9 protein-coding genes are annotated in these 12,463 nt (G+C 70.3%); all 9 read right to left on the bottom strand.

Features of this window, described 5'->3' with window-relative positions; all coding sequences use genetic code 11:
- Positions 1 to 359 precede the first annotated feature (359 nt).
- Genes AB0395_RS10375 through AB0395_RS10335 form a run of 9 tightly spaced genes read right to left on the bottom strand, consistent with a single transcriptional unit; the run spans position 360 to position 12,354 of the window.
- Positions 360 to 2,180, bottom strand: a complete 1,821-nt coding sequence (locus AB0395_RS10375; protein WP_366278923.1) for a glycogen debranching protein — start codon at positions 2,178 to 2,180, stop codon at positions 360 to 362.
- 29 nt (positions 2,181 to 2,209) lie between these two features.
- Positions 2,210 to 3,124, bottom strand: a complete 915-nt coding sequence (locus AB0395_RS10370) for a carbohydrate ABC transporter permease (RefSeq protein WP_366278922.1) — start codon at positions 3,122 to 3,124, stop codon at positions 2,210 to 2,212.
- A gap of 13 nt (positions 3,125 to 3,137) precedes the next feature.
- Entirely contained in the window at positions 3,138 to 4,076 is a 939-nt protein-coding gene (locus AB0395_RS10365) for a sugar ABC transporter permease (protein WP_366278920.1), read from the bottom strand.
- A gap of 5 nt (positions 4,077 to 4,081) precedes the next feature.
- Entirely contained in the window at positions 4,082 to 5,389 is a 1,308-nt protein-coding gene (locus AB0395_RS10360; protein WP_366278918.1) for a sugar ABC transporter substrate-binding protein, read from the bottom strand.
- Between the two features lie 39 nt (positions 5,390 to 5,428).
- Positions 5,429 to 6,196: an SDR family NAD(P)-dependent oxidoreductase gene (locus AB0395_RS10355; protein WP_366278916.1), complete on the bottom strand. Its 768-nt coding sequence runs from the start codon at positions 6,194 to 6,196 to the stop codon at positions 5,429 to 5,431.
- Positions 6,193 to 7,428, bottom strand: a complete 1,236-nt coding sequence (locus tag AB0395_RS10350) for an NAD(+)/NADH kinase (RefSeq protein ID WP_366278914.1) — start codon at positions 7,426 to 7,428, stop codon at positions 6,193 to 6,195. Before AB0395_RS10350 ends, AB0395_RS10355 begins: the two co-directional genes overlap by 4 nt.
- Positions 7,425 to 8,984 (bottom strand): aminomethyl-transferring glycine dehydrogenase subunit GcvPB, encoded by a 1,560-nt coding sequence (gene gcvPB, locus AB0395_RS10345; RefSeq protein WP_366278912.1) that lies wholly within the window; start codon positions 8,982 to 8,984, stop codon positions 7,425 to 7,427. The genes AB0395_RS10350 and gcvPB overlap by 4 nt, the downstream gene beginning before the upstream one ends.
- Positions 8,981 to 10,312: an aminomethyl-transferring glycine dehydrogenase subunit GcvPA gene (gene gcvPA, locus AB0395_RS10340; RefSeq protein ID WP_366278910.1), complete on the bottom strand. Its 1,332-nt coding sequence runs from the start codon at positions 10,310 to 10,312 to the stop codon at positions 8,981 to 8,983. Before gcvPA ends, gcvPB begins: the two co-directional genes overlap by 4 nt.
- Positions 10,309 to 12,354, bottom strand: a complete 2,046-nt coding sequence (locus AB0395_RS10335) for a beta-galactosidase (RefSeq protein WP_366278908.1) — start codon at positions 12,352 to 12,354, stop codon at positions 10,309 to 10,311. The genes gcvPA and AB0395_RS10335 overlap by 4 nt, the downstream gene beginning before the upstream one ends.
- Positions 12,355 to 12,463: the final 109 nt, after the last annotated feature.

Below are 12,463 nucleotides of genomic sequence, written 5' to 3'. Positions count from 1 at the left end.
GGGGACGGGGCGGCGACTGCGGCGGGCGCGAGGGCCATGCTGAAGGCCGCGACCGTGGAAAGCACGGCGGCGGACAGAGCAAGGGAACGCATGAGGTTATTACCTTTCGAAACAGCGATGAGATAGTGCGGGGTCGTTTCCCCCGGCACCGCCCTCAGGATTCCATCGAGATCATCTGATGATCAACATCTAGGAATCGAAGCTGGAGTGAACGGGGTGAAGATCTTCCGCTACGAGGAAAAACCAGCCACACCGCAAGACGGTTACCACTTTTCTACGTGCACTCCCGCTGAGCTTCAGAAAGGTGACAGCTTATTGAACGCGCCGCCCCGAATCTCGCCAACGTAATACAAATTGTCTTACACGTCGGGCCGGGTACGGCGGACGGCCAGGTCGAGGAAGAGGGCGGAGGACCAGCCGAAGCCGACGGTGGCGCGCGCGGCGCGGGCGCCGGTGAGCGGGTTCCAGTACTCGTACAGACCGCCGCCCGCGTTCACCATGGCCAGGGTCCGCCTCGTCAGCTCGTCGGCCACCTCGGCGAAGCCGGAACGGCGCAGGCCCTCGATCAGCAGGTAGTTGACGTTGAGCCAGACCGGACCCCGCCACATCGCGTCGGGGTCGAAGTCCGGGTCGTCGAAGGCGACCGTGGGCACCGGGCGCTCGGCCCAGAAGCTGGGTGAGAGCAGATCGGCGACCAACTGTTGCGCGATCTCCTCCGGCAGGCGCCCGGTGAACAGCGGCATCAGCTCCAGCGGAGTCCGGGTGGCCACCTCCACCTCGGCCACCTCCCGCCCCGGCGCCGCCGTACGGCGATCCGCCTTCGACAGGGTCACGAAGCGGCTGCCGTTCCAGCGTCTGGCGACCAGCAGCTCGACGTGCTCGACCGCCCGCTCACGCCAGGTCTCGGCCTCCTCCGTACGGCCCAGCGCCTCGGCGATGTCACCGAGACGATCGGCCTGCAGGGCGAGGTAGGAGTTGAGGTCGGGAGGCTCGGCCCTGGGGCCGTTGTCCCAGATGGGGCTGTCGTCCAGCCCGGACGAGTAGGGGTGGAGATACTCGGCGAGCCCGTCCCCGTCGGGGTCGGAGACGGTCAGCCACCACTCGTGGGAACGGGCGATCGGCTCGTAGACCTCCGCGAGGAAGTCCAGGTCGGGGGCCACCTCGTGGATCTTCCAGACGGCCCAGGCGGTGAGCGGGGGCTTGGTCACCGGTACGACGCCCCCGATCGGCGTCACCGGGGCACCGTCGCCGGCCGGTTCGGCCTCGCCCTCGGCCCCCGTCTCACCGTGTCCGGGCACGCTCTCCCCGCCCGCCACACCTGCGGAACCCCCCGTGCCGACGTGCTGGGCCAGGCGGAGGTGGTCGGAGCGGGGCAGGTCGGTGGTCTCGGCGAGCACGCCCAGGTCGTGGACCACGTCGGGGATGAGACCGTCCTGGCGCTGGTGGTCGAGCAGGATGCGGATCTGGTCGCGGGCCAGCTCGGGGTCGGCGTGGCGCAGGGCGATCGCGTGGAAGTAGGCGTCCCAGTTCCAGACGCCGACGTATCCGAACTTGGAGGGAACGACACCCTGCCTGCCTCCCGCGAAGGCGATCGGCAACAGGTTCACGCCGAGCGTCCACCACGCCTGCTCGGCCCGCTCCCGGAACTCCTCCGGTACGGCCGGCATCCGGTCGAACCACTCCCGCCACCGGAGTGCGGCCCGCTCAAGCAACGCGGGGCCGTCAAGCGTGGGACCGTCGAGCACGGAACCCTCACACGGGTTCGGGCCGTGTCCCACTCCCCCCTCGCGTTCCCGGGCCGCCGCGCCGTCCCGCGTCCGCCCCTTCTCCCCCGGCCGATCTCCCACCAGGACGAACGCCCCGTCGATCTTCCCCTCGCCGCCGTCCCAGACGGCACGCGCCCCGGAGCCGACCAGCACCAGCGTCTCCGCGTCGGCGAACACCAGGTCGACGCCCCCCTCGAAGGAGATCCGGTCGGCATGGGCCCGCCGTACGGCCAGCTCGGAGCCCGGGTCGTCCCCGGCGAACAGCCGCAGACCGGTCAGCGTGGTCGCCTCCGACAGCCGGGTCTCGTACTCGGCGCGGGCGATCCACAGCGAGCCGTCGTCCGCCGCCATCACCAGCAGCCGGGACCCCCGGTCGGTGAAGGGCGTCGCCCGCAGGTCGCGGAGTTCAGGCATCGTCCGTGTGTCGCGGAGTTCAGACATCGTCAGCGTCCTCCCAGGCCGGACATGGCCATGCTGTTGAGAATGCGCCGCTGGCCGATCAGGAAGGCGATCATCATCGGGATGACCGAGATGGCGGAGGCGGCGAGGGTGAGACCGTAGTCGGTTGCGCCGTGCTGCCCGGCGAACTGGCTGACCAGCAGCGGAACCGTGGCCAGCTCCGGCGAGTTCAGGAAGATCAGCGGGAAGAAGAAGCTGTTCCAGCTCGCCAGGAAGACGATGATGCCGAGCGCGCCCATGCCGGGCCTGACGTTCGGCAGCACGACCCGCCAGAAGATCGTCCAGCGGTTGGCCCCGTCAAGGCGAGCGGCCTCCTCAAGCTCGATCGGGACCGCCCTGATGAACTGACGCAGCAGGAAGACAGCGAAGGGGTTGACGTAGCCGGGCACGATCAGCGCCAGATGGGAGTCGATCCAGCCGAGCTTGGAGAGCATCAGGTAGAGCGGCACGACCGTCACCTGCGAGGGAACCATCTGGGTCGCGAGGAACAGCCCGAACAGCAGCCCCGAGCCCCGGAAGCGGATCCTGGCGAAGGCGTAGGCGGCCATCGCCGAGGTGACCAGGGTGAGGACGACATTGAGGGCCGCGATGGAGAAGCTGTTCCAGTAGGCCTGGGCGAAGGGCAGCGAGCCGAAGGCGTCGGGGTAGTTCTGCGCCCGCCAGGGGTTGGGCAGCCAGTCGAGCGGCGCGTTGAGCATCTGGTGCGTGCCCTTGAACGACGTCAGCAGCATCCAGACGAACGGGAACAGCATGACGAGCCCGCCCGCGATGAGCGCGGCGTGCAGGGCGACCCGGCCCAGGCGGCGGAGCCCGGAGGCGCCAAGGGGCCCGGAGGTGCCGGACGTGCCGGGAGAGCCGGAGACGCCGGGGGTTCCGGCGGACCGGGAGATCACAGCCATCGACGCCCCCCTTTCACGAGTCGTAGTGGACGAAGCGCTTCTGCACTCCGAACTGGACGAGGGTGACGAGCAGCGTCAGCGCGAGCAGGATCAGCGCCGCGGCGCTGCTCATGCCGAACTCGAACTGTTTGAAGCCCAGGTCGTAGACCTGGTAGACGATCGTGCGGGCGCCGTCGTTGTGGTCGGGGTCGACCAGCACGTAGATCTGGTCGAACGCCTGGAACGAGCTGATCACCGCGACCACGGTCGAGAAGAAGACCGTCGGGGAGATCATGGGCAGCGTCACGGAGCGGAAGACGCGGATCGGGCCCGCGCCGTCCATGCGGGCGGCCTCGGTCAGCGACGGCGGGATGGTCTGCAGGCCCGCCAGGAAGATCACGACGTTGAGGCCGAGCGAGGACCAGATGGTCACGACCGCGATGGCCACGATCACCCAGCTCGGGTCCTCGAGCCAGTCGGGCAGCGTGATCCCGAACCAGTCGTACACGGTCCTGTTCAGGACACCGTAGTCGCCGCTGGCCAGGATGATCTGCCACATCACCGCGACCGCGACCGAACTGGTGATCACCGGCAGGAAGTAGACGACCCGGTAGAAGGTCTTGCCCTTGACCTGGTTCAGCGCGACGGCGATGAGCAGCGCGAGGGCCAGTCCGATCGGGACGGTCAGGAAGGCGAGCTTGACGGTGTTCCACACCGCCGTACCGAAGTCGGGGTCGGACAGCTGAGCGGCGAAGTTGTCGAAGCCGACCCAGGACTTCTCGCCGAGCCCGTCCCACTTCATGAACGCGAGCACGACGGCGAAGCCGAGCGGGAAGACCAGGAAGGCGAGCAGGCCGAGGACCTGCGGAGCGAGGAAGAGCGTGGCCCACCAGCCGTCCCGGTTCCGCACGCGCGTCGCAGCGCGCGCGGGCCGGGGCTTCGCGGTGGGGCGCGTCTCGGTGACGACGCCCACCACCGCTATCCGATCTTGCCGTCGACGAGCGACTGCAGCTCGGTCATACCCTGCTCGAAGGGAGTCTTCCCGGTCCAGATCTTCAGCAGGTGGTCGTTGATGTCCTTGGTCAGACCGGGGACCGCGACCTCCTCCGGGTAGTTGGCGAAGCCGGTGTCACGGACGTCGAGGAAGGTCTGGGCGTGCGCCGGGTAGTTGTCGGCGAGCACGACCTGCTCGGCCCCCTTGATCGACGGGACGGCGCCGCCGCCCTTGAGCCGCAGGAGCTGGCCCTCCTTGCTGACGAACTCGGTCAGGAAGGTGAAAGCCTCCTTCGGATGCGCCGAGTCCTTGTTCAGTGCCAGGTAGGAGGCTGCGACCGCACCCGGCATCGGCTGGCCCGTCTCGGAGGGGAACGGCACGATGTCGTAGTTGGGCAGGTCGCCGCCCTTGCGCAGCGCGTCGATCATCCAGCGCCCGCCCGCGTAGAAGCCCGCGGTTCCCTTGAGGAGTTGGGTGCTGGCGCCGTTGCTGGCGGGCAGCACGTCGGCCGACAGGAAGGTCTTGTCGGCGTAGCCCTTGGCGAGGGTCTCCAGGGCCTCGCGGGACTTGGGGTCGGTTGTGGCGACGAACCTGCCGCCGTCCCAGACCTTGCCGCCGAAGCCGCCGATGACGCTGTAGGTCGAGCCGTACCAGTTCCAGAAGATGGACCCGGCCTTGCCCGCCGCCTTGAGCTTGGCGTTCATCTCCAGGTACTTGGCCATGGTCCACTTCCCGGCCGCGTTCAGCTCGGCCGGGTCCTCGGTGATCCCGGCGTCCTTGAGCGCCTTCTTGCCGTACCAGAGGACCTCGGGGTTGGTATCGTTGGGGACGCCGTAGATCTGGCCGTCCTTCCTGGCTCCGCCGTAGATCCCGTCGAAGAAGTCCTCGGGCTTGCTCTTGCTGTCCGGGCCCGCGAGCTTGTCGTCGAGCGGGGCGAGCACCCCGGCGGCGACGAACTTGCCCACGTTGTCGTCGCCGACGAAGAAGACGTCGGGCGCGGTCTTCGAGGTGAGCTGGGTCAGCAGCTTGGGGTGGTAGTCCTCGTACTTGGGGACCGTCTCCATCTTCAGCTCGATGTTCGGGTGACGCTTCATGAAGTCGTCGTTGAAGCCCTTGTAGAGCGCGACGTCCTCGGCCGAGCCCCAGGTCGACCACCTGATGGTGACCTTTCCTCCGGCTGACGCGTCCCCGGCCGCGCCGCCGCTACCGCTGCCACTGCACGCCGTGGTCACGGCGGCGGTCAGGACGAGGGCCGTCGCGGCCAGGAACTTCTTGGATGTGGGAAAAGACACGGTGTGCCTCCTGGGGGTTGCGTTGTGGGGGGTGGTGGGTCAGGCGAGTCCGCCGCCGTCGACGACCAGGGCCGCGCCGGTGACGTAGCTGGCGGCGTCACTCGCCAGGAACAGGACGGCCTGGGCGATCTCGTCCGGGGTTCCGGAACGGCCCATCGGACGGTCGGCCGCGTCGGCCGCGAAGGCCGCCCAGTCCTCGGAGAGCTGCCGGGCCTCCTCCCGGAGCATCGGGGTGTCGGTGTCGCCGGGGTTGACCGAGTTGACGCGGATTCCAGCCTTGGCGTGGTCGATGGCCAGGGCGCGGGTCATGTTGACCACGGCTGCCTTCGAGGCGCAGTAGGAGATGGCGTTGCCGCCGCCCTTGAGGCCCCAGCCCGAGCCGGTGTTCACGATCGAGCCGCCGTCCTTCATGGCGGGGATCGCGTGCTTGCACATGAGGAAGACGGAGCGGACGTTGACCGCCATGACGCGGTCCCACTCGTCGGCCGAGATCTCCAGCGCGGTGCTGCGGCGGATGATCCCGGCGTTGTTGAACACCACGTGCAGGCCGCCGAAGGTCTCGACGGCGGTCCGTACGGCCCGCTCGCAGTCGGCCTCTGCGGCCACGTCCGTCTCGACGCCGACGGCCCTGCCGCCCTCGGCCTCGATCTCCCCGGCGACCCGTGCCGCGCCCTGGCCGTCGATGTCGGCCACGACCACGGCCGCGCCCTGGCGGCCGAACAGCAGCGCGGTGGCCCTGCCGATGCCGGACGCGCCACCGGTGACGATGGCGACCTTGCCGCTCAGCGCGTTGGTCATGATGGTCATGACGGGAACTCCTCGATAGCGGAACGGATCCGGTACAGCGCGCTCTCGCGGTGTCCGGTGATGACGGGGACGTAGCCCTCGACGAGGGCGTCCGCCTCCGGGTCTCCGGTGTCGGCCAGCAGCGGCCGCCCGTTGAGACCTGCGAGCTTCTGCTGGGTCGCCAGGACGACGAGCCCTCCGGAAGCCATGATCTTTTTCAGCACGGCCGGGCTGATCTGCTGGTTGCCGCGCCCGAGCACGAACCCCTGCCCCCCGATCACCGAGACGACGGCGTGGGTCTCACGCCCGTCGACGAGGTCGAGAAGCTCCCTCTCCGCCACGTCCGCGGCGACCAGTTCCCCGTCCTGGACGACGTCGACGCCCAGCAGGGTCGTGGCCAAGCCGAGCAGCCTGCCGACGGCCATGGTGGTCGCGCCGGGGCCCAGGACGTAGCGGACGCCGGGCCGCATACGGGCGACGACCTCGGCGGCGACTCCCTCCGCCGAGCCGGGGGCGCCGGAGGAGGAGCCGACCTTGCGGCCCGACAGGCGCGCCCTGACGGCGGGGACGCGGAGGGTGCCGTAGAGCCTGGGGCTGACCGCGCCCCGCCGGTAGGCCTCCTCATCGAGGTCGACCACCTCGGCCTCGACCGTTCCGCCGTAGGTGCCGCTCCCGTCGGTCCCGCCGGGCGCCGGGGCGTCCCGGGCGAACTCGGCGGCCACGGCCCCCGCGGTCGCGGGGCTGACCGCGAAGCATCCGGAGTAGACCTTCACCCCGGCCGGGACGCCGAGCACCGGGCAGGACGGCGCCCCGTCCAGCACGTCCCTCGCGGTGCCGTCCCCACCGGCGAACAGCAGCAGGTCGACGGCGTCCCTCATGGCCTCGACGGCCGCCGTCGTGTCCTTGCCCGAAGAGGGGGCGCCGGGAACGATCCGCAGCAGCTCGGGGACCGCCCCCGCGGCCCGCGCGCTGTCCTCGCCCATCGGGCCGGGGACGGTCAGGATCCTCGCGCCGGGACGCCTGGCCAGCAGGGCCCGTACGGCCTGCGCCGCGCGCTCCCCGGCGCGCAGGGACGCCCCTCTGGCCAGCGCCCGCCGCTGGATCTCGGCGCCGTCGCTGCCCTTGAGCCCGGCCGGGCCCCCGACCCCCGCGACCGGGTTGACGACCAGCCCGACCGTGAAGGCCTCACCCCGCGCCGGGGCCTGGCGGGGAGCAGCGGAGGCCGCGGAGGTCACGGACCGTTCGGACGTCATGCCAGGTGCTTGCGGGTGTAGGCCCGCCAGGTCGGCGACCACTGCTTGGGATCGTCGAGCGAGGTCGGGTCGATCTTGTGGATCGTCTGGTTGTACGGGGCGCCCCTGACCAGCTCGGGATCGCGGCGGGCCTCGTCGGCGACGTGGGCGAGGATCGCGGCGTACTCGTCGAGATCCTCCTTGGAGTAGGACTCCGTCGGCTCCAGCGTGAAGGGCTCCGGGACCAGGAAGGGGTGGTGGCTGGTCCAGTAGTGCACGCCGAAGTCGGCGGCGCGGACGCCGATCTCCTCCGAGTGCACGCCCGTCTCCTCGAACAGTCCCTGCCAGGAGTAGCGGACCTGCTCCAGGCGGCCCCTGTCCCAGTGGGCGGAGGCTCCGGGGATCTGGAGGATCTTGTGCATCAGGTAGTTGTTGTTGAGCACCGCGGTCTCGGCGACCTCACGCAGGCCCTCGGCGCCCAGCGCCATGATCCAGGCGTAGGCGCGGACCACGTTCGGGGTCACGCCCAGGAACGGCCGCATCTTGCCGACGGAGCGCGGCCGGTCGGCGTCGAGGCGGTACCTCTCGCCGTCGAACTCGACGGTCGGGCCCGGCAGGAAGGGCTCAAGCGCCTCGGAGACGCAGCTGGCCCCCGCGGCGGGGCCGCCGCACGCGTGCGGGGTCGAGAAGGTCTTGTGCAGGTTGAAGTGGCACAGGTCGAACCCGGCGTCGGCGGCGCGGGTGATGCCCAGCAGGCCGTTGGCGTTGGCCTGGTCGTAGCAGGCCAGGCCGCCCGCCTCGTGCACGATCCCGACGAACTCCTCGATCCGCGGGTTGAAGATGCCCGTGTCCTCGGGATTGGTGATCATCAGGGCCGCGGTGCGGGGCCCGGCCGCTGCGCGCAGCGCCTCGATGTCCGGGTAGCCGTTCTCGTCCGGCATCAGGGTGATGACCTCGTACCCGGCGACCTTGGCGCAGGCCGCGTTCGACGGGTGCGAGAACATCGTGGTGATGATCTGGTCGCGCCGCTCGCCGTCGCCACGCGAGGCGTGGTAGGCGCGGATCATCGCGACGTTGGCGTAGATCGCTGCGGATCCGGAGGCGGGCTGCAGCGAGACCCGGTGCATGCCGGAGATCTCGGCGAGCATCCGCTCCAGGCGCCAGTAGATCTCCAGCACGCCCTGCACGCTGTCCTCCGGCTGGAGGGGGTGCAGCTCGGCGATCCTGGGATCGGTGACGAACCGGTCGTTGACCTTGGGGCTGTACTTCATGGTGCAGGTGCCCTGGCCGACCGCGATGGCCTGGTCGACGCCCAGGTTCTCCTGGGAGAGCCTGACGTAGTGCCGCAGCACGTGCAGCTGCGACATCTCCGGCAGCTTCGGCGGCTCGGCGCGCCGTACCGAGGCGGGCAGCTCGACCGCGGGCACCCCGGCGGCCGGTACGGCAACGCCCCTGCGCCCTGGACGTGACTGCTCGAAGATGATCGGCTCGTCCCAGCGGGCCTGGTGGAAGCGGCGCAACGGCGGCTTGGGAGCGACCGGCAGCTCGGCGAACGAGTCTCCTGCGTGCCCACTCATGCGAGCCCCTCCTGTACGGCTGCCGCCAGCCGGTCGATGTCGTGTCTGGAGTGCCGCTCGGTCACGCAGACCAGCAGCGTGCGGTCGTCCAGACGGACGCCGCCGAAGATGCCTCGCCCGCGCAGCGCGGCCAGGAGCGCGTCGGAGGACGGGACCTCGATCGCGAACTCCCTGAAGTGCACGGAGTCACCGTGCAGGACCGTGGCCCCCGCCTCCCCCAGGCGGTCCATCGCGTAGCGGGTGCGGGCCAGGATCGTCTCGCCGATCTCACGCATGCCCTCGGGGCCCATCAGCGCGAGGTAGACCCCGGCGGTGATGCCCCACAGGGCGGCGGCGGTGCCCACCCATTCCTTGCCCTCCTCGCGGAGGGCGAAGGAGGTCCTGTCGTAGAAGACGTCGCCGAAGCCGTACTCGCCGGGGACCGAGGTCGGCGCGACGCCGAACAGGCGGGAGGGGAACTCCGCGACCAGGCGTTCCTCGTCGCGGGTGGCGATGTATCCGGCGTGGCCGCCGCCGTAGTTCTGGTGCATGCCGAGCGACTGGATGTCGCCGCAGGCGATGTCGGCGCCGTAGGAGGCGGGCGGGGCGAGCACCCCCAGCGAGATCGGGTCGGCCGAGACGACCAGGAGCGCGCCCGCGGCGTGCGCGAGATCGGCGAGCTCGCGGCCCCTGGTCTCCACGACGCCGTAGACGTTCGGGGTCTCCAGGTAGATCGCGGCGAAGGTCTCGTCGATCTCGACCTCGCCGATCTCGCCGCCGGGACCGACGGGGGCGATCACCAGCTCGATGTCGTGGTCGAGGAAGTCGCGGAGCTTGCTCATCTTGTCCGCGGCGACGGCACCGCTGACCAGGACCTTCGACCTGCCGGTGTAGCGGGCCGCCATCCGGATCGCGGTCCCGGCCGCCTGGTAGCCGTCGTAGGTGGGGACGTTGACGACGTCCATCTCCAGCAGCTCAGCCATCATGCTGACGTACTCGAAGATCGCCTGGAAGCGGCCGTGGTCCTCGTACGGCTCGCCCGCGTACGCGGTGAGGAACTCGCTCCTGCCGTTGACCTCGTCGCAGACGGCCGGGACATGGTGCGGGTAGCAGCCGTGCCCGAGGAAGCTGAGCGCCTCGGTCGTGTCGGTGTTGCGCGCCAGAAGCCCGCGCATGTGAACGACCAGCTCGTGCTCGGAGGCCATCGGCTCCGGCAGGTCGAGCGGCCTGTCGAGGCGCAGGTTCGAGGGAATGTCCGCGTAGAGGTCCTCGACGCTCGCGGCGCCGACGGCGGCGAGCATCTCGGCCCGCACACCGGGTTCGGCGTTCGGGATGTATGGATGTGTCACCGTTCTCCTTCACTTGACGGGATGTCGGCGCCCGCGCCGCCCTGGTGCGGGGTTTCCGGCCCAAGACCGGTGCGGAGCACCACGGCGTCGCGGCCCGGGATCTCGATCCGGCCGCGCAGGTCACGGCCCGTGAGCAGGTCGGTTCCCGGCTCCCCGAGGTCCACCTTCACGGCGGAGGTGGTGTGGTTGAGCAGGAAGAGGAAACGGCCCCTGCGGGTCGCCTCGACGCCCTCGGGCACGTCGGCGACCGGCTCGACCCCGGCGGCGGAGAGGACCTCCTCGAGCACCGGCGTGACGTCGTCGAGCAGGCAGCCGAGGTAGGTCGCGTTCCCGCGCCTGGTGATCGCGGCCTGGCCGTCCAGGTCGCCGCCCTCGTAGCGGGCGAGCACCTCGGCGTCCTCGACGCGCAGCCACTCGGCCCAGGTCCGCACCGGTACGGCCCGCGTCCCGTCCTCCGCGGTCCCGGCGGTGAGCCGTACCGGCTGGACCGTTCCGTCCGGCAGCGGCCAGAACTCGTCGACCGTCAGGCCGAGCAGTTCCCGCAGCGGTCCGGGGGCGCCTCCGTCGTGGACCTGGTCGTCGGGGTCGACGACGCCGCTGAACGGGCCGACGACGAGGTGCCCGCGGAAGGCGGCCAGCCACTCGGCCTGTTCCTCGGCGCACATGTAGAGGTTGGGGGCGATCACCACGCGGTAGCCGGACAGGTCGCCGAGCGGCGGGACGAGGTCGACCGCGACGCCGCTCGCGTGCAGCGGTCCGTACCACGCCTGCAGGAGTTCCTTGAGCCTGAGCCGGTTCGACGGCATCGACTCGGGGGCCTCCAGGCCCCACCAGCTGTCCCAGCCGAGGACCAGGGCCACCTCGGCCCGGGTCGGCGCGCCCGCGACCTCGGCGAGCCGCCGCAGGTCGGCGCCGAGCCTGAGCGTGTCTCTCCAGCCACGTGAGGCGGTGCCGCCGTGCGGCAGCAGCGCGGAGTGGAACTTCTCCGGGCCGTACTTCGCCTGCCGCCACTGGAAGAACATGGCGCCGTCCGCGCCGTGGGCCACGGCCTGCAGGCTGTGCAGGCGCATCATGCCCGGCGGCTTCGGCGCGTTGACCTCGCGCCAGCTCACCGCGCTCGAGGCCTGCTCGAGCAGGATCCACGGCTGCCGCCGCAGCGACCGCATGAGGTCGTAGCTGAGCGCGACGGCCACGTGCGAGGCGGGGTCGGCGGGGTCGGGGTAGGCGTCGTCGCTGACGACGTCCTCGGCGGCGGCCCACTTCCAGTAGTCCAGGCCGTGCAGGATGCTCATGAAGTTGGTGGTCACCGGGACGTTCGGGGTGACCTCGCCGAGCACGGCCCTCTCCAGCTCGAAGCACTCGAGCAGCGCGTCGGAGCAGAAGCGCCGCCAGTCGAGGACCTGGGCGGGGTTGACCGGGCCTGGAGCCTTGCGGGGCGGGTTGACCTGGTCGAACGCGGTGTAGTGCTGGCCCCAGCACGAGGTGCCCCAGGCGGCGTTGAGGCCCTCGACGGAGCCGTGGCGGTCGCGCAGCCAGCGGCGGAAGTGCCCGGCGGACTCCTCGCAGAAGCATTCGAGCGTGTGGTCGGCGTACTCGTTGCCGACGTGCCACATGGCCAGCGCGGGGTGGTCGCGGTAGCGCTCCGCCATGACGCGGGCCAGCCGTACGGTGGCCTCACGGAAGATCGGGGAGCTCGGGCAGTAGCTCTGCCGGGAGCCGAAGTCGAGGCGGGTGCCCGATGCGTCGACGGGAAGCACCTCGGGGTGCTCGCGGACCAGCCAGGGCGGCGGGGTCGCGGTGGCCGTGGCCAGGTCGGCGGCGACGCCGTGCCCGTCGAGCAGGTCCATGATCCGGTCGAGCCATCCGAAGTCGTACTCGCCCGGCCGGGGTTCGAGGCGCGACCAGGAGAAGACGGCGACGGTCGCCATGTTCACCCCCGCCTCGGCCATCAGCCGGACGTCCTCGTCCCAGACGTGCTCCGGCCACTGCTCGGGGTTGTAGTCCCCCCCGAAGAGCAGACCGGAAACCCTGGTCAGACCCACCCGCAACTCCGATCTATGCCATGTAATATTTTGTATGCAGAATTCATAGTGCAGTATTTTGCATCGCGTCAAGCGGTACGCTTCGGACAAGATCAACCCAAGGAGAGCC

It is taken from the genome of Streptosporangium sp. NPDC051023 (genome assembly GCF_040689595.1).
GTDB lineage: Bacteria > Actinomycetota > Actinomycetes > Streptosporangiales > Streptosporangiaceae > Streptosporangium.
Note: the sequence above shows the minus strand (reverse complement) of the source record. Positions and strands in the feature narration are given on the sequence as shown.

What these genes read in the sequence shown, in the direction of transcription:
- AB0395_RS10375 (WP_366278923.1), bottom strand. Translation starts at nt 2,180, where the DNA reads ATGCCTGAACTCCGCGACCTGCGGGCGACGCCCTTCACCGACCGGGGG.
- AB0395_RS10370 (WP_366278922.1), bottom strand. Translation starts at nt 3,124, where the DNA reads ATGGCTGTGATCTCCCGGTCCGCCGGAACCCCCGGCGTCTCCGGCTCT.
- AB0395_RS10355 (WP_366278916.1), bottom strand. Translation starts at nt 6,196, where the DNA reads ATGACCATCATGACCAACGCGCTGAGCGGCAAGGTCGCCATCGTCACC.
- AB0395_RS10350 (WP_366278914.1), bottom strand. Translation starts at nt 7,428, where the DNA reads ATGACGTCCGAACGGTCCGTGACCTCCGCGGCCTCCGCTGCTCCCCGC.
- gcvPB (WP_366278912.1), bottom strand. Translation starts at nt 8,984, where the DNA reads ATGAGTGGGCACGCAGGAGACTCGTTCGCCGAGCTGCCGGTCGCTCCC.